Genomic DNA, 25,624 nt, shown 5'->3' on the forward strand with positions numbered 1-25,624 from the left:
GTGAGGTAGTCGGGGTGGATGTCCCAGGTGCGGATGAGGGTGTGGAGGGCGGTTTCGAGGGCGAAGAGGGCGGGTTGGGTGTAGGCGGTCTGGTGCAGGAGGTCGCCGAGTTCGGTGCCGGCGGGGGCGAACATGACGTCGCGCAGGGGGTGTTGGAGGTGGGGCGTGAAGTGGTCGCAGACGTTGTCGAGGGCGGCGGCGAACGTGGGGAAGGTGTCGTGGAGTTCGCGGCCCATGCCGTTGCGCTGGGAGCCCTGTCCGGTGAACAGGAACGCGATTTTGCCAGTGCCACCGCTGGTGGTGCTGACGGTCGTGGTGCCGTCGGCGATGGCGTGTAGCCCGGTGAGGAGTTCGCTCTGGGTGGTGCCGGTGGTGGCGGCGCGGTGGTCGAAGTGGGTGCGGGTGGTGGCCAGGGCGTGGGCGATACGGGTGATGTCCTGGTCGGGGTGGCTGGTGACGTGTGCGGCCAGGCGGGCGGCCTGGTCACGGACGGCCTGCTCGGTCTTGCCCGACAGCACCCAGGGGACCACCGGCGGAGCTGGGGGTGCTTCAACCGATGCGGGCTCGGGTGCTTGTTCGAGGATGATGTGGGCGTTGGTGCCGCTGATGCCGAAGGAGGAGACGCCGGCCCGGCGGGGGCGGTCGCTCTGGGGCCACGGGGTGGCCTCGGTGAGCAGGGAGACGGCCCCGGCCTCCCAGTCGACGTGCGGGGAGGGCGCGTCGACGTGCAGGGTCTTGGGGAGCAGGCCGTGCTGCATCGCCTGGACCATCTTGATGACACCACCGACACCGGCCGCGGCCTGGGCGTGTCCGATGTTCGACTTCAGCGAGCCGAGCCACAGCGGCTGGTCGGCGGGGCGGTCCTTGCCGTAGGTGGCGAGCAGGGCCTGGGCCTCGATCGGGTCGCCGAGTTTGGTGCCCGTGCCGTGGGCCTCGACGGCGTCCACCTCGCCCGGCTTGAGGCCGGCACCGGCCAGCGCCTGGCGGATGACCCGTTCCTGAGAGGGGCCGTTCGGTGCGGTGAGGCCGTTGCTGGCGCCGTCCTGGTTGACGGCCGAGCCGCGGACCAGGGCGAGCACGCGGTGGCCGTTGGCCTGGGCGTCGGACAGGCGCTCCAGGAGGAGCATGCCGGCGCCTTCGGCCCAGGCGGTGCCGTCCGCCGAGTCGGCGAAGGACTTGCAGCGGCCGTCGGGCGCAAGACCGCGCTGGCGGCTGAACTCCAGGAACATGCCCGGGGTCGCCATCACGGTCACGCCACCCGCGAGCGCCATCGTGCACTCGCCGTTGCGCAGGGCCTGGGCGGCCAGGTGCAGGGCGACCAGCGAGGACGAGCACGCGGTGTCGACCGTGACCGCCGGACCCTCGAACCCGAAGCTGTAGGCGATGCGCCCGGAGGAGATGCTGGGGTTGATACCGGTGAGGAGGTAGCCGCCGTAGCCCTCGGGGGCGTCCTGGAGACGCGGGCCGTAGTCCGGGGCCATGGAACCGACGAACACGCCGGTGCGGCTGCCGTGCAGTCGGGCCGGGTCGATGCCGACGCGTTCGATCGCTTCCCACGCCGTTTCGAGCAGCAGACGCTGCTGCGGGTCCATGGCGACGGCTTCGCGCGGGCTGATGCCGAAGAAGTCGGCGTCGAACAGGTCGGCGTCGTGCAGGAAGCCGCCCTCGCGGGCGTACGTCTTGCCGGAGACGTCCGGATCCGGGTCGTACAGGCTGCCGAGGTTCCAGCCGCGGTTGGCCGGGAAGGGACCGATGGCGTCGACGCCGTCGGCGACCAGCTGCCACAGCTCCTCGGGCGAGCTGACACCGCCCGGGAACCGGCAGCCGATGCCGACGATCGCGATGGGTTCGTCGCCGGCCTCGACCGCGGTGTCCGCCGCGACGGGGCCCTCGCCGAGGAGTCGGCTCCGCAGGAAGCGGACGAGGCCGAGCGGAGTCGGGTAGTTGTAGAGGAGCGCGGCGGGCAGTTGGAGGCCGGTCGCGGTGTTGAGGCGGTTGCGCAGTTCGACGGCGGCCGTGGAGTCGAGGCCGAGGTCCTTGAAGGTGCGGTCGACGTCCACGGTGCCGGGCGAGTCGTGGCCGAGGACGATGGCGGCGTTGCCGCGGACGAGTTCGAGCAGGGCCTGCTGCTGGTCCGCTTCGCCGAGGACGGCGAGCCGCTGTGCCCACGGGGAGTCCGAGCCGGCCGCGGCGGGTGCCGCGTGCTCGGCCGCGCGGCGCAGATCGAGGATCGCGCGTACGTCCGGCACGTCTTCGAGTAGGGGGACGGGGCGCACGGCGGACGCGTCGATGTCGGCGATGGCGAGAGCCGCCTCGTCGTCGGCGAGGGCCTGCTCGACGGCGGCGGTGATCAGTTCGGGCGCGAGGGGCCGGGACCCGCCCCAGGCGATGGCGGTGGCGGCGCGGCCCTGCGCGCGGCGGCGCTGGACGAGTGCGTCCAGGACGGTGGCGTGCGCGGCCCCGTTCCGGTGGGTGGTGTCGCCGAGGGCGTCGCCGACGATTCCCGCGAGCGGGGGCAGGACGACGAAGGCATCGAGGTCCAGGTCGTGGGTGAGCTCGTCGAGGGACAGAGCCGTCGCCGCGTCCGTCGGGCCGTCGGCGTGGACGACCGCCGTGAGCGGGTGTTCGGCGGGGATGCCGGAGAGCAGTGCGCGGACCTGGTCGTGGTCCGCCAGGTCGGCGGTCGAGACGGTCACCGCGGTGCCGTCGGCGGTGAGCTCGTCGGCCAGGCCGTGCAGGACGTCGATGCCGTCGGGGCTGCCGGTGAGCAGCAGGTGCGGTGTCCCGGTGCGGGCCAGCCGGCGGGCGAGATGGGGGCCGAAGGCGTCGGCGGCGCCTGCCACCAGGACGGTGCCGCGCGGTCGCCACGGCGTGCCGCCGGGGTGCGCGGGGCGAGGGGCGGGGACGAGCCGGCGGGCGAAGATGCCGGTGTCGCGGATCGCGACCCGGTCCTCGCCGTCGATGCCGGCCAGGACCGCGCACAGCCGGGCGGCGGTGCGGCTGTCGAGCGGGCCGGGCTCCGTGGCGGACACCGGCAGGTCGACCAGCCCCGACCGCAGTGCGGGGCGAGCGTGTTCGGCCGCGAGGCAGAGGCCCCAGGTGCGGGAGCGCACGTGGCTGGGGGCCGCGTCGGTGTGGGCGGCGGTGACGGCGCCGTACGTGGCGGTCCACAGCGGGACGGTCGCACCGGCGGTGTCCATGGCGTCCAGGACGGAGTCCAGGGCCTTGCCCGGGTCGAGGTCCTCGTCGAGGGCCAGCAGCGACAGCACTCCGGTGGCGCCGGTGGCGGGGTCGCCCAGGTGCCGGGCCAGCGCCTGCCCGGCGTCGGCGGCGTCCGTGACCGGCACGGCGGTGACGCCGGCCCCGTGGGCGGCGAGGGCGGCGGCGAGCGAGGTCACGGCATCGGTGTCCGCGCGTGCGGCGGGGACGAGCAGCAGCCAGGTGCCGTTGAGCTCCGTTTCCGCGTCGGCGCTGACGGGCCGCCAGGTCAGGCGGTAGCGGAAGCCGTCGAGTGCGGTGTCCCCGCTCCGGTCGCGCCGCCACGAGCCGAGTACGGGCAGCAGCGAGTCGAGCGACTGCCGCTGCTCCTCGGGCAGTTCGAGTTCGGCCGCCAGGGCGTCGAGGTCGCCGCTCTCGACCGCGGTCCAGAACGCGGCATCGGCGGGGGCGGCCGACCGTGCGGGTCCGGCTGCCGGCGCGGTGGGCGGCGGCTCGGGCCAGTAGCGCCGGCGCTGGAACGCGTACGTGGGCAGCAGGGTGCGGCGGGGGCTGCGTCCCGCGAAGAGGGCGGGCCACGACACGGCGACGCCGCGGGTGTGCACCTGGGCGAGGGAGGTGAGCAGCGACTGCGGGCCGTCCTCGTCGCGGCGCAGCGTGCCCACGACGACCGGGGCGGTGGCCGCGTTTCCGTCGAGGGCGCTCTCCAGGGTCTCGTGGAGGCCGTTGGCGAGCACCGGGTGGGGGCTGACCTCGATGAAGGTCGTGTGGCCGGCGGCGGCCAGGGCGCGGGTGGCGCGTTCGAACTCGACGGTGTGGCGCAGGTTCCGGTACCAGTAGTCCGCGTCGAGGGCGGCGGCGTCCAGGACGTCGCCGGTGACGGTCGAGTAGAAGGCGATGTCGGAGGAGCGCGGGGCGACGTCGGCGAGCGCCTGCAGCAGTTCGTCGCGGACGGCCTCGACGTGGGGGGAGTGCGAGGCGTAGTCGACCGGGATCCGGCGGGCCCAGACACCGTCGGCCTCGCAGCCGGCGAGCAGCTCGTCGAGGGCCTGGGGGTCGCCGGAGACGATGGTCGAGGCGGGGCCGTTGACGGCGGCGACGGTGAGGCGGCCGTTCCAGCGCTCCAGCCGGTCGGTGACCTGAGCGGCCGGCAGCGAGACGGCGGCCATGCCGCCGCTGCCCGCGAGGTCGGCGATCGCGGCGCTGCGCAGGCTCACGATGCGGGCGGCGTCCTGCAGGGACAGCGCTCCGGCGACGTACGCGGCGGCGATCTCGCCCTGGGAGTGGCCGACGACCGCGTCCGGCTCGACGCCCAGGGAGCGCCACAGCCGGGCCAGCGACACCATGACGGCGAAGAGGGTGGGCTGGACGACGTCGACGCGCTCCAGCGACGGAGAGTCCTCGGCGCCGCGCAGGACATCGAGCAGCGACCAGTCCACGTACGGGGCGAGCGCGTCGGCGCACGCCTGGATCTCGGCCCGGAACACCTCGGAGGTGTCGATCAGGTCGACGGCCATCCCGGCCCACTGGGAGCCCTGGCCGGGGAAGACGAACACGGTGCCGCCGGTGGCGCCGGCCGTGCCGCGGACGAGGGCGGGCGCGTCCTTGTCGCGGGCCAGCGCGGTGAGACCGTCGAGAAGGTCCGCGCGGTCACGGCCGAGGACGACGGCGCGGTGCTCGAAGGCCGTGCGGGTCGTGGCGAGCGACCACGCCAGGTCGCCGTCGTCGGTGTCCGGGTGCGTCTCCAGCCAGGTGTGCAGCCGTCGGGCCTGCGCGCGCAGGGCGGTCCTGGTGCGGCCGGACAGCGTCCACGGCACGGGCGCGCCGCCGCTCTGTGGAGCGGTCGGCGGGGCGGCGGCCGGCGCGGTGTCGGCGGGGGGTTCGGAGACCACGAGGTGGCAGTTGGTGCCGCCCATGCCGAACGAGCTGACGCCCGCGATCAGGGGCGCGTCGTCGCGCGGCCAGGCGCCGAGCCCGGACCGGACGGTCAGCCGCAGTGCGTCGAGGTCGATGTCGGGGTTCGGCGTCTCGAAGTTGAGGCTCGGCGGCAGCTGCCGGTGCTTGATGCTGAGAACGGTCTTGAGCAGGCCGACGATGCCGGCGGCGCCTTCCAGGTGGCCGACGTTGGTCTTCACGGAGCCGACGGCGAGCGGCGCTTCGGGGGCGTGGGCGGCGCCGAGGGACGCGCCGAGGGCGGCCGCCTCGATGGGGTCGCCGACCTTGGTGCCAGTGCCGTGGAGTTCCACGTACTGGACGTCGGCGGCGTCCACGCGGGCCTCGCGGCAGGCCCGGCGGATGACGTCCGCCTGGGTGTCCTTGCCGGGGACGGTCAGGCCGTCGGTCGCGCCGTCGTTGTTGACGGCCGAACCGCGGATGACCGCGTGGACGGTGTCGCCGTCGGCGAGGGCGGCCGCGAGCGGCTTGAGGACGATGACGGCGCCGCCCTCGCCGCGGACGTAGCCGTTGGCGCGGGCGTCGAACGTGAAGCACCGCCCGTCCGGGGACAGCCCGCCGAACTTGGCGCTGGCCAGGGTGCTTTCGGGCGCCAGGATGAGGTTGACGCCGCCGGCGACCGCGACCTCCGACTCGCCCCGCCGCAGGCTCTCGCACGCCATGTGCACGGCCACCAACGAGGACGCCTGGGCCGCGTCGACGGTCAGGCTGGGGCCGTGCAGGCCGAACGTGTAGGACACGCGGTTGGCGATGACGCCGCGGCTGACGCCGGTCAGCGTGTGCTGGGTGACGGTGTCCGCGCCGCGCCGGTGCAGCAGGTTCGCGTAGTCGCTCCAGATGGCGCCGACGAAGACACCGGTGCGGGTGCCGTGCAGGTCCGCCGCCACGACGGCCGCGTCCTCCAGGGCCTCCCAGGTCAGCTCAAGGGCGAGCCGTTGCTGCGGGTCCATGGCGAGGGCCTCGCGGGGCGAGATCCCGAAGAACCCGGGATCGAAGCGGTCGACCTGGTCGAGGAAGCCGCCGTAGCGGGCGCCGCGTTCCGCCGGCGTGCCGGTGCCCCCGAGGCGCGCGTCGTCGTCGAACCGGTCGGCGGGAAGCTCGGAGATGCCGCTGTGCCCCTCGCTCAGCAGCCGCCAGAACGCCTCCGGATCGGGGGCCTGGGGAAGGCGGCAGGAGAGGCCGATGATGGCGATGCCATCGTCGTCGACCCTGGGAACAGCAAGATTCGACTCACCTGTCATCGCGCTGCGCAGCCCTCTCATCCATTGACTTCGAGCGATCGAATGCCCCTGAGCGGTGCTCATGGCGAACTACGAACGCCGCAGTTGGCAAGAGTTGCTGCGGGCCCTAATCGAGGCCTTACACGCCTCTAAATCCTTGGACGGGTGGAAGAAGGGAAGGGGGCGGCCGGCCGGAACGCGGTTCCCACGGTGGCGGGCGAGCGTCCACCGCCCCGGGCCACGCGTCTGCTGTGTGGTGTGCGGATCGCCCGCGCTCGGCGAAAGGGAGATGACCGCAACCCCGACCGCCGGGAACGACCGTCCCGGCCTCCGCAACGCCTTCGTCCCACTCGCCGCGCACTCATCTACTGGCGATGCGTCAACAAGTGGACTCAGTAATCGCGTTAAGAGTTCTTATCGAAGGCTGATGCGTGTGCGTGCTAGGCTCCGGTCCATCGCTTTGGTTGCGGAGGCAAAGCGGCATGCCCGGATACTTCCCTGCGGTCGGGAAGGGGGCTGAGGTGGGCGACGCGCGCCGGCGCCAGGGGCATCCCCGGCCCTGAACTATAGCCCACACCAAGCCCGGTGAGGCTCGCTGGCGTCCGCATCCGTTGGCCATGGCTTTGGGTGTGCCCCGCGCTGCGCAGCGTCGCAGAGCTGTGTGCTCCGTGTGGGTCGTCGGTCAGAAGCGAAGCAGCTAGTTGACGCTCAGCCATGGCGCTGAAGACCCGGGGATTGCGATTGATGCGGTTGATCGAGAGAGAACGCGAGCTTTCCGTCCTGACCCGTCTGGTCCGCGGATGCATCAACGGCGCCGGTGGTGTCGCCGTGGTCACCGGTGCGGTGGCGAGCGGCAAGACGGCACTCCTCCAGCGCCTGGCCAAACACGCGGTCGCCAACGGTGCGGTCTTTCTCAGCGCGACGGGCTGGCGCGCCGAGCGGACCCTGCCCCTGGGACTGGTACGCCAGCTCCTGTACGGCGTCGACGTGCCGGACGGCGGTGTCGAGCTCGTCCAGGCGCTGCTGGACGGCACCCTGGCCGCGACGCTGTACGAGGCCGACAACGGCTTCGAATCCGGCTCCGAGTCCGCCTGGGCGGGCACCGCGCTGCCCGCGTCGGCGCTGCACGGACTGTGCAAGGTCTTCCTCAACCTCACCGAGCGAAGCCCGGTCGTCATCGCCGTCGACGACGCCCACCACGCCGACCTGGCCTCCCTGAGCTTCCTCCGCTACCTGGTGCGACGCCTCACGACGGCCCGCATCCTCGTGGTGTTCACCCAGTCCAGCCGGCTGAAGTTCGGCCGCACGACCCTGCAGACCGAGTTCCTGCGCCAGTTCAGCAGCACGTCCCTGCACCTGGGACCGCTGTCCCCGCGCGGGGTCGCCGACCTTCTCGCCGACTACCTCGACAACCACGTCGCCCAGCGCCTCGCCGCGGACTGCCACCAGGTCAGTGGCGGCAACCCGCTGATCGTACGGGCGCTCGCCGAAGACTACCGGGCCTTCGCCAGGAGGACACCGGACCAGTGCGTCTTCGGGGACGTCTTCAGCCGCGCGGTGACCGCCTGTCTGCTCCGCAGCGAGAGCTCGATGCGGCAGGCCGCCAAGGCACTGGCCATCCTGGGGGAGCACGCCACCCGGCAGGCGCTGGAGGAAATGCTCGAACTGAGCGGTGAGGCCACGGCCGACATCGTCAACGCACTGGGCGATGTCGGCCTGCTGGAGGACGGCTGGTTCCGGCACGAAGGCATACGCGCCGCGATATTGAACGCGATGCCGCACGAGGAGTACGCGGCCCAGCACACCAGGGCCGCCAAGGCCCTGCACAACCTCGGCGCGCCCGCCCGCGACATCGGCCGGCACCTCATCGCGGCCGAGGGTCCCGAGGCCCCCTGGCACCTGCGCACGCTGAGGCAGGCGGCCGACGAGGCCCTGTGCGAGGGCGACGTCAACTTCGCCATCCGCTGCCTGCGGATGGCCTACGGCCTGTGCACCGACCTGCGACAGCGGGCCGGGATCCGCTCCGCGCTGCTGCGCGCCGAATGGCGCGTCAACCCGCTGGCCGTCGCACGGCACCTGCCGGAGCTGACCGAGGCGGGCAGGCAGGGCCTGTTGAACCGGCGGGACACCAACTGCCTGGCCGGCCACTACCTGTGGCACGGTCAGCCCGAGCAGGCGCTGGAGATCCTGGACGCCTCGGCGGCGAACTGCGGCACGCCCTCGCCCCGGAGCGCCAGGCTGCTGGCCTCGCAGGTGTTCCCGGGGCTGGCGTTCGGCTGGTCGGAGGCCCCGGATCCGGCCGCCGATCAGGGCCTGTACTTCCGGGTGGCCTCCGCCCTCGCCACCGTCCTGACCGGTGGTGACGATTCCTGTGTCGCCGCCGCCGTCGACACCGCAGAGGAAGCCCTGCAGAGCTGTCGGCTGGACGACGACACGCTGACCGTCGTCGTCACCGCCCTCACGACGCTCGTCTACGCCAAGGGGATGGACCGCGCGGCCTTCTGGAGCTGCCAGCTGGTCAACGAGGCCGCGAGGCGGCGCGCCCCCATGTGGCAGGCACTGCTGGCCGCGGTGCAGTCCGTCATCCATACCAGGCGCGGGTCGTTCCCCGAGGCGGAGGAGTGCGCGCGGACGGCGCTGACCCTGGTCCCGGCGCCGGCCTGGGGCGTGGTCGTCGGCGTACCGATCGCCGGCGCCCTGCTCGCGACCGTCGCGCAGGGGCGTATCGACGACGCCGCGTGCTACGTCGCCATGACGGTGCCCGAGGCGATGTTCCGTACCGCGTCCGGTCTGCACTACCTGGAGGCCCGGGCGCACTACTACCTGGCCACCAACCGTGTGCACGCCGCGCTCGGCGACTTCCAGAGGTGCGGCGAGCTGATGGAGAGCTGGGGCATCGACGTGCCCACTGTGGTGCCCTGGCGGGTGGGAGCGGCCGCGACGTACCTGCGGCTCGGCCGGACCCGGGAGGCGCGCGAGCTGCTCGACGACCAGCTCACCCGGCTCGGGCCGCGCCACGTCCGGACCCGCGGAATGTCACTGCGGCTGCTGGCCGCCATCCGCTCGGAGCCCGCCGACCGCCTGCCGCTGGTCACCGAAGCCGTCGAGCAACTGCGGAACTGCGACGACAAGTACGAACAGATGCTCGCCGTCGCCGACCTCAGCCGGGTCCACCGCATGCTGGGCGAGAACGGCCTGGCCCGACTCCAGGCCCGGCGGGCCCACCGACTGGCGGAACAGTGCGGGGTGGCCCTGCCCGCGGACAAGCTCTTCGCGGAGTCCGCCGGCCTCCTCGCGCACGGCCTGCTGCCGCAGCGCTACCACGAGGTCGCCCCGGTCAACGAACTGAGCGATGCCGAGCGCAGGGTCGCCGCCCTCGCCGTGCACGGGCACACCAACCGGCAGATCGCCGACAAGCTGTTCATCACCGTCAGCACGGTCGAGCAGCACCTGACCCGTGTCTACCGCAAACTGCGGGTCGCCCGCCGCTCCGACCTGCCACTGGACCTGCAGTCCGACGTGGTGGGCTGAGGTCGCGCGGCGCCGAGAACCGCGGCCGGGCGAAGGAGCGGCCGGTCCTCCGGGGGCAGGCGTGTCCGAGCGGCCAAGGAACGTCCAGCGATCGAGAGTCGATGCTCGTGCCGGCCGCTCGCGGCAGCCTGTTCGCGGTGGGCGACCTGCGCGTCGCCCACTCGTCGACGGCGAGGTCCCACCCGGCGACGTCGGGGTTCCTCCTCGGCTACGCGGCGGTCAGGACGAGCAGCGCTACGGGCGCTCGACGGACCCAATGAACCGTTCGTCGACGCAGCCCACGCCTTCGTCGGCTTCCCGGCCGACTTCGAGCGCCTGATCGGCACCGCGCCGACCATGGGGCGTGGCGGCGAGCGGGTTGCCGTCGCGGTGGTTCTTGACCGATCGGTAGAGCGAGTTGGCGTAGGCGTCCAGCAGGTCGGCGCCGGACCGGAACGCCTCGTCGGCGCCGAGCCGTCCCGTCGCGGCGACGATCCGGCTGACCTCCCCGTCGCGGCGGTCGAGCAGAACCCGGCGCTCGAACTCGCGCAGCGCATGCTGGAGAACCCGGTTGAGCCCTCCGAGCCGGCTCGACATACTCCCCGAATGACCAACACCGAAGCCGCAGAGCAGGGATGGGACGGACCGTGGTACCGCGTCCGAACAGATCGGTTCGAGGCGTCGTTCCTGCCCGGCACGAGCGAGTCTCTGGACACCGTCTGCAATGTCGACGTCGAAGTCCGGCTGACATCGGACGGCTCACGCTGGAGCGCGACCGTGTTCACGCTCGCCGAGGTCGAACGCATCATGGCGAAGCGGTCCCGAACCGGCGAGGCACTGGATGGCCGTTACTTCCGGTGCTCCGATGGCCTCATCGTCCGGGACCCCGGCATCGACAACATCACTCAGGTGTTGGCCGGCCTCCTCGAAGACGGCGACTTCGCTGAGGTCCTCCAGCGGCTCGACGACGAATGGCCGTCCGACGCCTCATTCCGGAACGATCAGTAAGGTCGCCGCCATGAAGAGGACCACGCCCGCGCGCCCCACCGATGTCGAGGCGCTGTTCCCGGAGCTGGCTGCCTATCGGGGTACGACGACGCGCCTCCACCCGCGGCCGGGCAGACCGGAGGTCTCGGAGAGCTCGGTGGGAGGTCCGATGCTGTGGCCGGCGGACGAGCCGTGGCCGCTGTGCGGCGAGGCCCACGGCCGCGGGCGGGGTCGCCGTCCGGCGGACATCCGCCACTACCGGCAGGTGCTGGCCACCGCGTGGGCCCGCAACCCCGCCCTGGGCCCGACAAAGGAGGAACGGGAACTGCTGGAGGAGCTGCGCCGGGAGCACCGGGTCCCCGAGGCATCGGAGACGAGCCCGCTGGCGATGATCGGCCTTGTGCAGCTGTACCGGCGGGATGTTCCCGACCTGCCGATCGGACCGGACGGCTGCGACCTGCTCCAGGTGTTCTGGTGCCCCTTCAACGCTCACGGACCGGGCCGGTACGACCTGGAGCTGCACCTTCGCTGGCGGCGGTCGGCAGAGATCGGCGAGGTGCGGACGGCGCAGCCGCAGCCGCTGGTCGTCGGATCGGACGGGTTTGTTCCCGAGCCCTGTGTCCTGCACCCGGAGCAGGTGGTCACCTACCCGTTCGCCAGCCTGCTGCCCGAGGACCTGTGCGTCCGGCTCGATGCCTGGGACGAAGCGCAGGAGGAGGCCGCTCGGGCGGCGGACGGGCACTCCGCACAGCCGATCGGCTACCAGTACGACCTGTCCATCCCGCCCGGCTGGCGCGTCGGCGGCTTCGCCTCCTGGCACGCGACGGACCCCTACCCCATGGACTGCCAGACCTGCAGGACACCGATGCACCTCCTGCTGACCATCGACAGCTCGGAGTGGGACGGCGGCAGCGGCAGCTGGAGACCACTGGAAGACCGGAACCTGCCCACCCATCGATACGCCACCCCCACCGAGGTCACCGTCGGCCGATCCGGCGAGCTCAACGTCTTCGCCTGCCCCACCGATCCCGCCCACCCCCACCGCTGGAGCATCCAGTAGCCGGCCGGGTGTCGGCCCCGTGGTGACCGACGAGGTGGACGCCGACGACCAGGGTCGGCGGATCCCCCCGGGCGCGGGAGGGGTGGGGGCGGCCGGGCTGGGGGAGTTGGCGGGCGGAGTGGTGCAGTGGTGCATGTAGGGCGGCACGTTCGGAACCTACGTGTGAGTGGTTCCTCGACGGCTTTGAGTATGGCGGGTTCGGGGCCTGAAGCTGGTGGGCTGACGTGACCAACTGTCACCAGTTCCCCGCGGACAGCTCGCGAGTCACTTCCAGTGAGTGATCTTGGCTCGCGGGCACCCGGATGCGGCCAAAGTCAGTCGCCTCCTCGCTGGTGCTCCCGTAGGGTTCGCGGGTTATCGCGATGGAGAGGTGGTTCGGAACGTGGCACCCAGGACAATGACGCGAGAGCAGTTGGCGGGAGCGGCGCGCGCCGCGCTGGGCGGCGGGCGGCGGCTTGAGGGGGTCGAGCGGGTCGCAGGCGGCAGCAAGAAGGGTGTGTACCGCCTGGTCATGGACGACGCGACGACTGCGATTGCCTATTTGTGGGACGACACCGAGAACTACTGGCCGGCGGCCGAAGACGACGACGACCTCACCGACCCGTTCTCGCCCGGCCTCGGGCTCGATCTGTTCCAGGCCGCACACGCGCGGCTGGACGGGCTCGGCGTCCGCGTTCCGGCGATCCGTCTCCTCGACCGTGACAGGGCTTACTGCCATGCGGACCTTGCGATCGTCGAGGACCTTCCGGGGGAGAGCCTTGAGGAGTTGCTCGCGCGCGACCCTGGCGCGGCGGCTGTGGTCATGGCCCGGCTCGCGGATTCGCTGGAGGCCATGCGAGGTCACCGTGCACCGGGCTACGGCAAGGTGGCAGTGGTCGACGGTGGAGGAACGTCGCACGGTACGTCGTGCGAGGGTGTGGTTCTTAGCCGTGCGCTGCGGGACCTTGCCGAGGCGGCCTCCCGCGATCCGAGGATCATGGGTGTCAGCGGACGGCTGGAAGAGCGGCTGCTGGCCTTGGCGGCGGCGGTGCGGCCACGCACGGAGTATGCGGTCGTGCACGGCGAGCTGGGGCCCGACCATGTGCTGGTGGATGCGGACGGGAACCCCGTGGCGATCGACATTGAGGGATTGATGTACTTCGATGTCGAGTGGGAGCACGTCTTTCTGCGAATCCGTCTGCACGACGCCTACCAGCCGCTGGCGGTGGACGGCTTGGACGAGGACCGGCTCGCGCTCTACATGCTCGCGCAGCGGCTCTCGCTGACGGCGGGTCCCTTGCGGCTGCTTGACGGGGACTTCCCTGATCGGGCCTTCATGGCGGGCATCGCCGAGTACAACCTGAAACAGGCACTGAAACTGGCCCACGCCTGAACTTACCCATGCGTCCCAGTTCTCAGCGAGCTCGGTGGGCCTCCAGCCAGCTGAGATGGAGCGACGCGCCGCCTAGCACTCCCGGGGAACCCGCTCGTACCCCAGTCAAGTTCCACACGCTGGGGTTCACGGTGGAACGCAGCCCCAGGTGTAGGTTCCGCGTCTCGATGTCGAAGTCCGCGCTGCGATGTCGAGGGAGAGGCCGAATTCGACGCGACAGGCGGATCGGCAGGTCAGGAGCGTCACCCGTTCGGCCAGACCTCTTCTTCCCGGCCGTCGGGCACGATCTGCCGCAGCTTTGCACCGTGGAACATCCACACACGGAAGTAGACCTGTTCCTGGTCCATCACGAACAGCTGGACGAACTCGGGGTGTTCCCAGGCGATGCGCTCAACATGCGCCACCAGCCCAGCCAGGTCGGCATGGTTGAGCGCTCCGGCATAGACGTCACACTCCGGGTACTTGCCGCCGCCCCATTGCGTGTCGCTACCGGTGGTCTCGTTGAGTGAGCCGACCCATCCGACAGTGCCGGGGCCGAAACCCCGACGCGGGGCAGAGGTCTGCAACCACCGGCTCAGTTCCTCGGCAGCGGGTCGATCGTCCGAATCGACAGAGATCATGACGTTGGCGACGTGGCTCACGCCAGAATTCAACACAAGCGCTGGTCGTCCTGCCACTGAGTTCTCGCACGGCGGACCGCGGGAGGGATTCGACACGCGATCGCGGACGGGTCCGCACGACAGATCACGCGGACTCGCTAGATGCCACAGGTCATGGCACCCCCATGCGAAACCGGATCGCGGATTCGACACCAGGACCCGGCCCCGCAGGTCGGTGACCAGGAAGCCGCCGTAGACGGAGCCCGGGGCGAACAGGGCCGTTTCGCGCTGCCCGATGCGGGCCGCGGCGTCCTCCGGACGGCCGCGAGAAGGGTCGGTGAGGGCCGCGGTGCCCAGTGTTCAGGCGGCGAGAGGCTGTTCGAGGGGCGGTGGTCCGGGCGGGTTCGAGGCGGTCGCGGGAGGCTTCGTGGGGGAGGAGGCCGGCTGCGGGGAGCCGGTGCCGGATTCACTCGTTCAGATGGTCGGCTGCTCGATCAAGTTTCGGAAGGGCCGGTGCCGGGGGCCGGAGGCTCGGCGAGACTGGGGGTATGGCTGAGCGATCGTTGGGTGCGGGTGCGAATGTTCCGGTCGACGTGGGTGTCGTTCGGGTGGAGGTCAGTTGGGTGGGCGGGGCCGAGGTCGATGCGTCGGCGGTGTTGGTGGCGGCGGGTGGGCGGGTGCGGGGGGACGGGGACTTCGTGTTCTACAACCAGCCGCGGCATGCGTCGGGTGCGGTGGTGCATCAGGGGAAGGCGGGCGGGGGTGGGGTGGTGACGGACCGGATCGGGGTGGATCTGGCGCGGGTGGAGCCCGGGGTGGAGCGGATCGTGCTGGCGGCCTCGGTGGACGGGGGTGTGTTCGGGCAGGTGCGCGGGTTGGTGTTGCGGCTGGTCGACGCCGGGACGGAGGGGGAGCTTGCCCGGTTCGAGATGGCGGCCGGGCCGGAGACCGTGCTCATCGGCGGGGAGCTGTACCGGCGCGGCGGGCAGTGGAGGTTCCGGGCGCTGGGGCAGGGGTACGCGTCCGGGCTTGCGGGGCTGGCGGCCGACTTCGGGGTCACCGTGGACCAGGAGGCGCGGCAGGGTGGGGGTGCGGAGGCAGCGGAGGAGGCGCGGCTGCCTGACGGGATGCGGGAGCGGTTGTCGCTGCGCAAGCGGCAGGTGGCCGTGAGTCTGGAGAAGCACGGGGCGACGGGCATGGTGGCCCGGGTCGTGCTGGTGCTGGACGCCTCGGGGTCGATGTCGGCGCTCTACGCCCGGGGCGTGGTGGCCGATGTGGTCGAGCGGATGGTGGCGGTGGCGGCGCAGCTGGACGACGACGGGGCGATGCAGGCGTGGACGTTCGCCTCGAACCCGGCCCGGCTGCCGGATCTGCGGGTGGGGGAGTTGCCGGAGTGGTTGCGGCACGTGCGGGTCGGACAGCTCGGCGGCCTGTTCGGGCGCCGTCTGCGGCGGCGCGCCCCGCTGCCCGACGGCGAGGTCGACATGAGGGAGGTCGGGATCGGCAACGAGGAGCAGAAGGTCATCGCCGAGGTCCGGGAGTACGTGCGCCGCAATCCGGCCGGGGTGCCCACCCTGGTGCTGTTCTTCTCCGACGGCGGTGTCTACCGGAACGCCGAGATCGAGCGGGAGCTGCGGGAGGCCGTGGAGGAGCCGGTGTTCTGGCAGTTCGTGGGCCTGGGCCGCTCCGACTACGGCGTGCTGCAGCGCTTCGACGACCTGCCCGGACGGCGCGTGGACAACGTCGGCTTCTTCTCGGTGGACGACATCAGCACGCTGCCCGACCCGGAGCTGTACGACCGGCTGCTGTCCCAGTTCCCGCGCTGGGTCACGGCCGCCCGGCGGGCCGGCATTCTGCGGTAGCCGCAAGGGCGGGGGCGGGGCATGCGGCGCCACCGCCGAGGGAGCTGGATCGGGTCGGCCGGTGGGATGTGCCGGATGAGAGGTGAACTCGGCACTGTTCAGCGGGAGTTCGACTTTGGCGCTGAAGTGCGGGTACCGCTGGGCCGTTCCGGTGACCGGGGTGCTCTACAGCGGCGGGTGCGGCTCCGGGACGGTGAAGGGAAGGCCGATCGTAGAAGTCGCCCCGGCCGGGTGCCCGCGTGCCCGGCCGAGAACGATTCCCACGCTGCCGAGGAGGCACCATGACCGGGTCCCACCACAGCCGCACCGCCCGCCGTACCGCTCCCACCACCGCCGGGCGGCCCCGTATCCCTCGGCGCACCGTCACGGCCGGCCTCGCCCTGGCGGCCTGCCTGGCCGTCACCGCCACCGTGGCCCTTCCGGCGCAGGCGGCGGACTCCGCTGACGGCGCCCCAGGGCTGGACCGCTACTACCGGCAGCGCCTCGACTGGCACGGCTGCGTCCTCGGCCCGGACGACCAGGACGGTGCCGCGCTCGAACAGGCCGGCGCCCGCTGCGCGGACGTCACCGTGCCGCTCGACTACCGCGACCCCGGCGGACGCACCGTCACGCTGGCGCTCTCCCGGATCAAGGCCACCGACACCCGCCACCGGATCGGTGCCCTGGTGCTCAACGACGGCGGGCCCGGCGGTCCGACGATCGGCGCGCCGCCCCGGGTGCACGCCGCGCTCAAGGAGACAGCGGGGCGCTACGACATCGTCGGGCCGGACCCGCGCTTCGTCGGCCGGAGCGAGCCGGTCGACTGCGGCTGGCCGGTCGGCTTCAGCCTCCGGTCGGCGGGGATCGGCCGTGCGGGTTTCGAGCGCCAGGTCTCCTTCCAACGGGACCTGGCGGCGAGGTGCCGCTCGGCGGCCGGCGACCTGTTGCCGTTCGCGAGCACCCGCGACGCGGCCCGGGACCTGGACGTGGTCCGGGGCGCGCTCGGCGAGCGGCGGATCTCCTACCTCGGCCTGTCCTACGGCACCTACCTCGGCACGGTGTACACCCAGATGTTCCCCGGCCGCTACGACCGGATGGTCCTCGACAGCGCGCTGGACCCGCGCCACGCCGGACCCTCGTTCATTCCGATCGGGGTGGCGGGCAACGACCGGGCCTTCGCCGACTGGGCGGACTGGGTCGCGGCCCGCCACGACACCTACGGCCTCGGCCGCACCCGCGAGGAGGTGACCGCCGGGATCCTGCGGACCGTCGAGGCGGCCGCGGCCCGCCCGCTCGTCGTCGGCACCGGCACCGATGCCGTCGAGATCGACGACTCCCAGGTACCGGCGCTGTTCTTCATGAAACTGTCCAGCGACTCGGACGTGGACCGGGCCTCGCTCGCCGAACTGGCGGTGCTGCTCACCGGGGCTGCGGCGGGCCGACCGGTCACCGCTCCTCCGCAGACCCTCGCGCTGCTGCGCTTCCTGTTCGGCGCGCAGGGGTCCTCGGCCGGAAGTGCCCTCCAGGCCATCCTCTGCGCGGACGGCACCGCGCCCCGCGACCCCGAGCGCTACTGGCACGAGATCGAGCGCAGCCGCGCGGCGAGCCCGCTGTTCGGCCCACTGCTCGACAACATCACCCCCTGCGCCTTCTGGGACCGTCCGCGCGAGGAGCCCACGGAGGTGCGCCGCGACGCCCGGGTGCTGATCCTCGCCGCCACCGGGGACCCGCGCACCCCCTACCGGGACGGCGTCACGCTGCACGGACTGCTGCCGGGCTCACGGCTGCTGACCCTGCAGGGTGCCAACCGGCACGAACTGTACGGGACCTACGGCAACGCGTGCGTGGACGACGCGGTCAACGCCTACCTGGCCGGCGGACGCCTGCCCAAGGCCGACGTGGTCTGCGCCCGGGGGTAGCCGGCCACTCGTAGGGCGAGGACCTGCCCCCATGCCGCAATGGATACCGACTCGCTGCTCACCGCGGTCTCCGAGAACGGGCCGGCTGCGTCGCCCGGTGCTCCGGTGACTACAGTGCCCTCATGGCCAAGAGACCGACCGACGTCTGGCGTGAGTCCATCGCCGAAGAAGCCGCAGCGGTGGCGGCGGGAACGCTCGACCCGGAGTGCGCGTACAGCGCCGGGTTCTTCCCCGAGAGCCTCCTGACCGCCACCGACGACGTCCTCGCCGCCTTCGAGGCCGACGTGGCGGCGCTGGACGGAAGCCCGTCCGACGGTGACGTTCTCGGCGCCGTCGAGCGGGTCGTGCTGGAGCTCAACCGCGTCAACGAGGCTCATGACGAGGCCGCGTACGAGACCGAAGAGCGCGAACTGCTCTGCGCGTACATCGACGCCTCCCTCGTCGCCGCCGGCATCGACGTCGCGGCCCTCGCCGAACGGCAGGGACTCGGCCGTCATGAGATCACCGACCGCTGGCGGGAATGGTGATCGGAGCGCAGGAGCTTCGGGCCGACCGGTAGGCGCACGCCGCCGAGGGCCGCGACCAGCGCCCCGGCGGGCGGCCGGGTGAGCCCCTGGTGGTCGCCGTGGAGGGTGCGGACGTCACCGTCGGTCACGGCTCCGCTTCGCCCCGTCGTCGCCCCTGCGTCGCATGCCGCGGGATTCTCGCGGTGCACCGGGACCGGCGGGGGAGACCCTGGCCCCCAGGTCGGGCCGGTCGGTGGTCGGGTGGGTCGGACGGCCGTGCCGTCGCCCGGCCGGCGGTGGACCATGGAAGCGGAGGCGCACGATGGACGAACGCGATCGCTTTCCCTTCCTGCACCCGACCGGGAGGGCGAAGCCCGGGCTGCCGCCGGACCTTCCGCAGCCCGCCAAACGGGCACCGGCACCGCCGCCGGGTCGGCGGCGGTGGCTGCTGCCGGTCACCATCGCGGTCGTGCTGCTCATCGTCCTGCTGACCCGGGTCCCGTCGGGGTCGGCGAACCGGTACTCCTACACCGACTTCACCGGCAAGGTCGGCGCGGGTCAGGTGAAGACGGTCGAGATCACCGACAAGGGCGCCGTCAGCGGCACGCTGAAGGACGGGACGAAGTTCACCACCCAGCTGCCGACCGCGCTGGACAGCAGCGGGCTCACCCGGCAGCTGGAGTCCCAGCAGGTCGAGATCACGGCGAAGCCGGCCAGTGGCGGGTCGGCGCTGACGACGCTGTTCCTCTTCCTGCCGCTGATCGTCCTGGTAGGGCTGTTCCTCTGGTCGGGCCGGGCGGCGACCAGGGCGATGACCGGGGGCCTGAGCGCGATCGGGCGCTCCCGGGCGAAGATCATCGAGGCGGAACGGCCGGACACCCGGTTCGCCGACGTCGCGGGCTACGAGGGCGTGAAGCAGGAGGTGAGTGAGGTCGTCGAGTACCTCCGGAGCCCCGAGCGGTACGCCGCCGCGGGTGCGAAGGGCCCGCGCGGGGTGATCATGGTCGGTCCGCCGGGTACGGGCAAGACGCTGCTGGCCCGTGCCGTCGCCGGGGAGGCCGAAGTGCCGTTCCTGTCGGTGACCGGGTCCGCGTTCGTGGAGATGTTCGTGGGTGTCGGCGCCTCGCGGGTCCGCGACCTGTTCGAGGAGGCACGCAAGCGGGCGCCGTCGATCATCTTCATCGACGAGATCGACGCCGTCGGTGCCCGGCGCGGCGGGGGAGCGAGGCTCGGCGGGAACGACGAGCGGGAGCAGACCCTCAACCAGCTGCTCGCCGAGATGGACGGCTTCGACCAGAGCGTCGGTATCGTGGTGCTCGCCGCGACCAACCGTCCCGATGCCCTCGACCCGGCGCTGTTGCGGCCGGGCCGCTTCGACCGGCAGGTCACGGTCCCGCTGCCGAACCAGGCGGAGCGGGCGGCGGTCCTCGCCGTCCACGTCCTCGGCAAGACGCTGGCCGACGACGTCGACCTGGACCGCACCGCCCGGGGCACGCCCGGCTTCTCCGGGGCGGACCTGGCGAACCTGGTGAACGAAGCCGCCATCAACGCCGTGCGTTCCGCCCGCACCGTCATCACGGCGCAGGACCTGGACACGGCACGGGACCGGATCCTGCTCGGCCGCCGGGAGTCCTCCAACGCCCTCCTTCCCGAGGAGCGGCGTGCGGTGGCCGTGCACGAGTCCGGCCACGCGCTGATGGCCGCGCTCTGCGAGCACGCCGACCCGGTCGCCAAGGTCACCATCCTGCCGGCCGGCATGGCCCTGGGCGCGACCCAGCAGCTGCCCGAAGCGGAGCGGCATCTCTACAGCCAGGGATACCTGGAGGACCTGCTGACCGTGCAGCTCGGCGGCCGGGCGGCGGAACTGGTCGTCTTCGGCGAGGGTTCCAGCGGGGCCGCCAACGACCTCGCCAACGCGACCGTCGTCGCCACCCGCATGGTCCGGGAGTTCGGCCTCTCCGCGGCCCTGGGGCCCGTCGGCTACACGTCCGGCTCACCCCAGTACCTCGGCGAGAGCCTGGAGGACCGGCTGGGCCGTCCCTACTCCGAACAGACCCAGCGCGCGGTCGACGAGGAAGTGGCCCGGCTGCTGCGGGAGGCGGAGCGGCGGGCGGTGGACCTGCTGCGCGGACACCGCCGGCACCTGGACGAACTCGCCGGGCGGCTGATGTCCGAGGAGACCGTCGACGGGAAGGCCGTGCTCGCCATTCTCGGCACCGGGCAGCCACCGCCCACCTCGCTGCGCAAGCCGCAGAACCCCTCCCCGGTTCCCCCGCGCGACGGGACGGCGGCGTCCGCCGACCGCCCCGGGGACACCGGCCGGGGACCAGGAACCGGGGACTGAGCGGCAGCCCGCGGGCCGGCCGGCGGCGATGCCCGTGCCGCCTCGGAGAGGCCGGCGAGGTCTCGGTGAGGGTCGCGGTCGCTGAGCCGGCGGTCTCGATGAATACGGCGAAGGCGGCGTACAGGTGGTCGCCGGAGCGGCACCGTACGGCTCCGGGAAGCCGTGCGGGCCCCGACTCCGGATGGAGTCGGGGCCGCCGTGGTCGCCCTCGTCGTCGGCGCCTGGACCTTCATCCCCTCCACGCTGCGCCGCCTGGCGAAGGGCCGGCGCACCGCCCGGGTGGTGCGGGGGTGGGAGGAGGAGACCGATGATCCATCCGATCGGCCCTGCCTCTCTCGGCCTGCCGCCGACCGTCCGCGAGGGCGGAGCGGCACGCCGGGTGCGCCGCGCCTGTGAGTGAAACAAAGATTCCGTACCATTTGCTCTTGACCATGAATGAAAGATTTGTAACTCTCACTGGTGTCTGCGGCCCGCCCGCGCATCCGCGCCACGCGGACGCGGCCCGATCGAAGAGGTAGACATGAGTTCTTCATCCACGGTGTTCGTGGCGACCAACGACCTGTCCGGATTCACGCGTGGGCGTGCGGCACCGGGCAACGCCGTCGACGGCGTGCTGCGGCGGGGGGTGGGATGGGTCCCGGCCGATCTCGCGGTGACGGCGTTCGGGGAGATGGCGCCGAACCCGTTCGGGGCGACGGGCGACCTGCGGCTGCTGCCGGCCGAGTCCAGCGGCGTGGACATACCCGCCCGGGGCGACGTGCCGGGGGTGCGTCTGTATCTGGCCGACCAGGTGCTGCCGGACGGCACGCCGTGGGACAACTGCCCGCGCACCTTCGCCCGCAGGGCCCTGGAGGACTTCCGGCGGGCCACCGGGCTGGAGGTGGTGGCCACCTTCGAGCACGAGTTCATGATCCCCGGGCTCGACAGCGGCGCCCCGTTCTCCTTCGCCCGATTCCGCTCCGTCGAGCCGTTCGGCGGCGAACTGGTGGCGCTGCTGGACCGGATGGGCCTCGAACCGGAGACGTGGCTGCCGGAGTTCGGCACCGACCAGTTCGAGATCACCCTGCGCCCGGCCGACGGCATGACCGCCGCGGACCGCGCGGTCGTCCTGCGGGAAGTGGTGCGCGACCTGGCGTCGCAGCACGGATTCCGCGCCACCTTCGCGCCACTGCTGCACCCCGAGGGCAGCGGCAACGGCGTGCACGTCCACCTCTCGCTGCGCGACGCGGCGACCGGGCGCCCGGCCCTGTTCGACGCCTCGCGTCGCGGCGGACTGTCCGAGCTGGGCGGACGGTTCAGCGCCGGCATCCTGCGCCACGCCCGGGCGCTGCTCTCGTTCACGGCGGGTAGCCCCAGTTCGTACCTGCGCCTGGCGCCCGAGCGCTGGAGCTCCGCCGGGGTGTTCCTGGCCGAGCGCAACCGGGAGGCCCTGCTGCGGATCTGCCCGACGAGCAGCCTGGGCGGCGGCGTGGCGGCCGACCAGTTCAACCTGGAGTACCGTGCCGCGGACGCGACCGCCAACCCCTGGCTGACACTCGGCGTGCTGGTACGCGCCGGACTGCAAGGAGTGGAGGCCGGCTACCCGCAACCGAAGGTCTGGCCCGAGGAGGCCGGGGGAGCGGACCTCGCGGAGGTCCCCGCCCTGCCGCGCGGCCTGGAGGAGGCCCTCCTCGAACTCGACAAGGACGACGTGGTGTCCGGCTGGTTCTCCGCGGAACTGCTGGAGACGCACCGCTCGGTGAAGCGCACGGAGATGGCCGCGGTCTCGGGTCTGGACGAGCGGGACGTGTGCGGGCGGGTCGCCGATGTCTACTGAGCTGCGCCACCACATCGCCACGCTGCCGCTGGTCGACCACCACGTCCACGCCTCGCTCGCCTCACCGGTCTCCCGCGCGCAGTTCGAGACGCTGATCACCGAATCCGACCGCCCGCTGCCGACCGGGGTCACCCAGTTCGACTCCCAGATCGGGTTCGCCATCCGCCGTCACTGCGCACCGCTGCTGGGTCTGCGCCCGCACGCGTCCGCGGACGCCTACTGGGCCGCGCGCTGCGAACGGACCCCGGAGCAGTTGTCGGACCTCTTCCTCGCCGCGGCCGGTGTCTGTGACTGGTTGTTGGACACCGGTTTCAAGAGTGAGGAGCTGCTGTCGCCCGGCACGCTCGCCGAGCGCCTGCCCTCCCGGTTCTCCGAGATCGTGCGTCTGGAGACCGTTCTTGAGGACGTCGCCCGGGGGAGCAGCGCGGCGCACCTGGCCGAGGACTTCCGGGCGGCGCTCGGTGCGGCGACCGCGTCGGCGGTCGGCCTGAAGTCGATCATCGCCTACCGTCATGGTTTCGACTTCGCTCCCGAGCGCCCCGGCGTCCGGGAGGTGGAGCGGGCGGCCGGCGCCTGGCTGCGCGAGCTGGCGGCGGGTGCTCCCGCCCGGGTGAGCGACCCGGTGCTGCTGCGCATGGCGCTGTGGACGGGCGTGGACACCGGTCTGCCCCTGCAGTTGCACGCCGGGTACGGTGACCCCGATCTGGATCTGCGGCGGTGCGATCCGCTGCTGCTGATGCCCTGGCTCAAGGAGATCGAGGGCACCGGGACGGACCTCGTGCTGCTGCACTGCTACCCGTTCCACCGCAACGCGGGGTTCCTCGCCCAGGTGTTTCCGCACGTCTACTTCGATGTGGGCCTGGGGGTGAACTACACGGGCGCGGCCTCCACGGCGGTGGTCGCCGAGAGCCTCGAACTGGCCCCCTTCACCAAGGTGTTGTACTCCTCCGACGCCTGGGGGCCGCCCGAGCTCCATCACCTGGGCGCGGTGCTGTGGCGGCGCGGCATGTCCCGGGTGCTCGGCGGCTGGGTGGAGGAGGGCGAGTGGTCCGAGGCGGACGCCGTCCGTGTCGCCACGATGATCGGACGTACCAACGCGCAGCGTCTCTACGGGCTGCCCCATGACTGACCCGGCCGAGCACGCAGCGCTGTGGTCCGCCCTGGAGCGGCACCTGCCCGCGGCGCTCGACCTCAGGCGCCGGCTGCACCGCCGGCCCGACCTCTCCGGTGACGAGGCGGCGACCCGGGACCTGGTGCTGGCCGCGCTGCCCGGCTCCGGTGGGGCGGTGAAGGCGGCCGAGACCGGCGCCGTCCTGCGCATCGGCGGGCCGGGGCCGGCGATCGGTGTGCGCGGGGAGATGGACGCGCTGCCCGTCACCGAGGACACCGGTGTGCCCTGGGCATCGGACCGGCCCGGTGCGATGCACGCGTGCGGTCATGACACCCATCTCGCCGCGCTCGTCGCCGTGGCGGGGGCGCTGGCCGAGACCGGGCCTCCGGTTCCCCTGCTCGCCGTGCTCCAGCCGCGCGAGGAGACCTACCCGTCCGGGGCGCGGGACATCACCGCCGGTGGTGTCCTCGAATCCGAGCGGTGCGCGGCCATGGTGGGCGTCCACGTCCAGCCGCTGCTGGCCCGGGGAGAGGTGGCGTGCACGGCGGGGGGCGTCAACGGCTCGTCCGACGAGTTCGAGATCGTCGTCCGGGGCAGGCCCGGACACGCGGCGTACCCGCATCTGACCAGTGACGCCCTGCTGGCGCTGTCGGAGGTCGTGGTCGCGCTCCAGAGCGTGGTGAGCCGGTCCGTGGATCCGATGGCTCCGGCCGTGGTGGGCGTGTCGTCGTTCACGGCGGGCAGTGCCGCGAACGTGATCGCCGGCACGGCGCGGGCGACCGGGACCGTGCGGGCGCTGGCCTCCTCGACCAGAGAGTTGATGCACCGGCGGATCACGGAGGTCGCCGAGTCCGTCGCGCGGGCGCACGCCTGCACGGCGTCGGTGACCTTCACCCACGGGGAGCCGGTACTCGACAACGACCCGGTCCTGGCCGGGAGCATCGCGCGCGAACTGGACCGCCGGGGGCTGTCGGTCTCGCGGAACCTGCGCTCCCTGGGGTCGGACGACTTCTCGTACTTCTGCGAGCTGGTGCCCTCGATGATGCTGTTCGTCGGCACGGGCACCTCCGAGCCGCTGCACTCCTCGCGCTTCCTGCCCGATGACGCGGACGTACGTGCCCTGGCGGCCGCGTTGATGGCGGCGTACCTGGGAGCGGTGGCCGTCGTGCGGGACCGTGTCGGCGCCTTCGCGCCCGGGTAGCGGACCACCGGTTGCACGGCCCCGGGGCCGGGCCACCACCGCGGCGGCGGTGATGGCCCGGCCCCGGGGCATCGTGGGTTCCGCGCAACAGCGCACACGCGCACACGCGCGCACTCGGGCGGTGGTCGCGGCCGTGCGTTCAGGCGTGCTCGATCGCCGTCTCGAACCGTTCGATGCGCCGCCTGCCGGCCGCGCCCGCGGCATCCGTCACCGCCGCCACCAGGCTCTCGCACAGTGCCGTCGCGGCCACCAGGGAGTCGAAGGGTGAGGCGGACTCCACGCGGGCGGGCAGCACGACCTTGGCGAGCTTGGCGATGGGGGAGAGCCAGTTGTCCGTCATCAGGCACACGGTGGCGCCCCGGGCGGCCATGCCCTCGCTGAAGCGGAGGCTGGACTCGCTGTAGCGGCGGTAGTCGAAGACGAGCAGGACCGTGTTGGCGTCGGCGTCGGCGAGCGCCCTGCGGCGCTGCATCTCCTCCGGGCCGACCACGTCGACGTCCTCGCGCAGCTGCCACAGGTGGATGACCAGGTACTCGGCCAGCAGCCGGCTGAACCGGCCCCCGGTCACCCGCACGCTGCGCGACGGGTCGCCGAGCAGCTTCACGAGGGTGGCGAACTCCGAGGCCGGCAGATCCGTGTAGGTGGCCTCCAGCAGCTGCGCGAAGGCCCGGTGCGTCTGCGGGAGCACTCCCTTGGGGGAGGCTGACGCCTTCTCCGCGTACTGCCGCAAGGGCGAGCCCAGTTCCCCGTTCAGCTCGTGGACCAGGGCGCGCTGGAAAGCGGGGAATCCGGTGAAGCCGAGCCGGGTGACGAAGCGGACCACCGTGGCCGAGCTGACCCCGGCGCCGGCGGCGAGGTCCGCGACGGTGGTGAGGCCGGCCGTGGGGTACTGGGCCAGCACCGCCCGGGCGACCTTGCGTTCACCGTTGCTCAGCTCGTCCATGGCGGAGAGCAGAAGCTTCCTCACCG

General features: G+C 72.4%; 15 protein-coding genes. 11 read left to right on the forward strand and 4 right to left on the reverse strand.

Going from position 1 to position 25,624, the window contains the following annotated elements:
• The coding region (locus ABZW10_RS21410; RefSeq protein WP_355368137.1) for a beta-ketoacyl synthase N-terminal-like domain-containing protein at nt 1-6,410 on the reverse strand (6,410 nt) is incomplete at its 3' end.
• Nucleotides 6,411-7,133: 723 nt separating this feature from the next.
• Between ABZW10_RS21410 and ABZW10_RS21415 the strand changes: the two genes are divergently transcribed.
• A complete protein-coding gene (locus ABZW10_RS21415; protein ID WP_355368140.1) occupies nt 7,134-9,920 on the forward strand; it encodes an AAA family ATPase in 2,787 nt (928 codons plus the stop codon).
• A gap of 234 nt (nt 9,921-10,154) precedes the next feature.
• Here the strand turns inward: ABZW10_RS21415 and ABZW10_RS21420 are convergent, their stop codons facing one another.
• Nucleotides 10,155-10,496 carry a hypothetical protein gene (locus tag ABZW10_RS21420; protein ID WP_355368352.1) on the reverse strand — a complete coding sequence of 114 codons (342 nt, stop codon included), beginning with the start codon at nt 10,494-10,496 and terminating at the stop codon, nt 10,155-10,157.
• A gap of 9 nt (nt 10,497-10,505) precedes the next feature.
• On the opposite strand from ABZW10_RS21420, the gene ABZW10_RS21425 reads away from it, so the two are divergent.
• The 3 genes from ABZW10_RS21425 to ABZW10_RS21435 all read left to right on the forward strand — a co-directional run bounded on the left by ABZW10_RS21425 (nt 10,506) and on the right by ABZW10_RS21435 (nt 13,318).
• Entirely contained in the window at nt 10,506-10,907 is a 402-nt protein-coding gene (locus ABZW10_RS21425; protein WP_355368143.1) for a hypothetical protein, read from the forward strand.
• A gap of 10 nt (nt 10,908-10,917) precedes the next feature.
• A complete protein-coding gene (locus ABZW10_RS21430; RefSeq protein WP_355368145.1) occupies nt 10,918-11,946 on the forward strand; it encodes a hypothetical protein in 1,029 nt (342 codons plus the stop codon).
• Between the two features lie 397 nt (nt 11,947-12,343).
• Nucleotides 12,344-13,318 (forward strand): phosphotransferase, encoded by a 975-nt coding sequence (locus ABZW10_RS21435; RefSeq protein WP_355368343.1) that lies wholly within the window; start codon nt 12,344-12,346, stop codon nt 13,316-13,318.
• 242 nt (nt 13,319-13,560) lie between these two features.
• Here ABZW10_RS21435 and ABZW10_RS21440 read toward each other — a convergent pair whose 3' ends face one another.
• On the reverse strand, nt 13,561-13,959 hold the full coding sequence (locus tag ABZW10_RS21440; RefSeq protein ID WP_355368148.1) for a squamosa promoter-binding protein 15: 399 nt from the start codon (nt 13,957-13,959) through the stop codon (nt 13,561-13,563).
• A 506-nt stretch (nt 13,960-14,465) separates the two neighbouring features.
• Here ABZW10_RS21440 and ABZW10_RS21445 point away from each other — a divergent pair.
• From ABZW10_RS21445 to ABZW10_RS21475, 7 genes are all read left to right on the forward strand, one after another.
• Complete coding sequence (locus ABZW10_RS21445) at nt 14,466-15,779, forward strand: VWA domain-containing protein (RefSeq protein ID WP_355368151.1); 1,314 nt, start codon at nt 14,466-14,468, stop codon at nt 15,777-15,779.
• Between the two features lie 281 nt (nt 15,780-16,060).
• A complete protein-coding gene (locus ABZW10_RS21450) occupies nt 16,061-17,677 on the forward strand; it encodes an alpha/beta hydrolase (protein WP_355368154.1) in 1,617 nt (538 codons plus the stop codon).
• 122 nt (nt 17,678-17,799) lie between these two features.
• The gene (locus tag ABZW10_RS21455) at nt 17,800-18,204 is read left to right on the forward strand and encodes a hypothetical protein (RefSeq protein ID WP_355368157.1); all 405 of its coding nucleotides are present in this window, start codon (nt 17,800-17,802) and stop codon (nt 18,202-18,204) included.
• A gap of 301 nt (nt 18,205-18,505) precedes the next feature.
• A complete protein-coding gene (gene ftsH / locus ABZW10_RS21460) occupies nt 18,506-20,527 on the forward strand; it encodes an ATP-dependent zinc metalloprotease FtsH (RefSeq protein WP_355368160.1) in 2,022 nt (673 codons plus the stop codon).
• Nucleotides 20,528-21,047: 520 nt separating this feature from the next.
• Complete coding sequence (locus tag ABZW10_RS21465; protein WP_355368162.1) at nt 21,048-22,343, forward strand: glutamine synthetase family protein; 1,296 nt, start codon at nt 21,048-21,050, stop codon at nt 22,341-22,343.
• Nucleotides 22,333-23,472, forward strand: coding sequence for an amidohydrolase family protein (locus tag ABZW10_RS21470; protein WP_355368165.1), 1,140 nt, complete (start codon nt 22,333-22,335; stop codon nt 23,470-23,472). Before ABZW10_RS21465 ends, ABZW10_RS21470 begins: the two co-directional genes overlap by 11 nt.
• Nucleotides 23,465-24,655 (forward strand): M20 family metallopeptidase, encoded by a 1,191-nt coding sequence (locus tag ABZW10_RS21475; RefSeq protein WP_355368168.1) that lies wholly within the window; start codon nt 23,465-23,467, stop codon nt 24,653-24,655. Before ABZW10_RS21470 ends, ABZW10_RS21475 begins: the two co-directional genes overlap by 8 nt.
• Before the next feature lie 139 nt (nt 24,656-24,794).
• Here ABZW10_RS21475 and ABZW10_RS21480 read toward each other — a convergent pair whose 3' ends face one another.
• Nucleotides 24,795-25,622, reverse strand: coding sequence for a MurR/RpiR family transcriptional regulator (locus ABZW10_RS21480; RefSeq protein ID WP_355368171.1), 828 nt, complete (start codon nt 25,620-25,622; stop codon nt 24,795-24,797).
• Nucleotides 25,623-25,624: the final 2 nt, after the last annotated feature.

Origin of the sequence: Kitasatospora sp. NPDC004723 (genome assembly GCF_040609255.1) — a bacterium.
Classification (GTDB): Bacteria; Actinomycetota; Actinomycetes; order Streptomycetales; family Streptomycetaceae; genus Kitasatospora.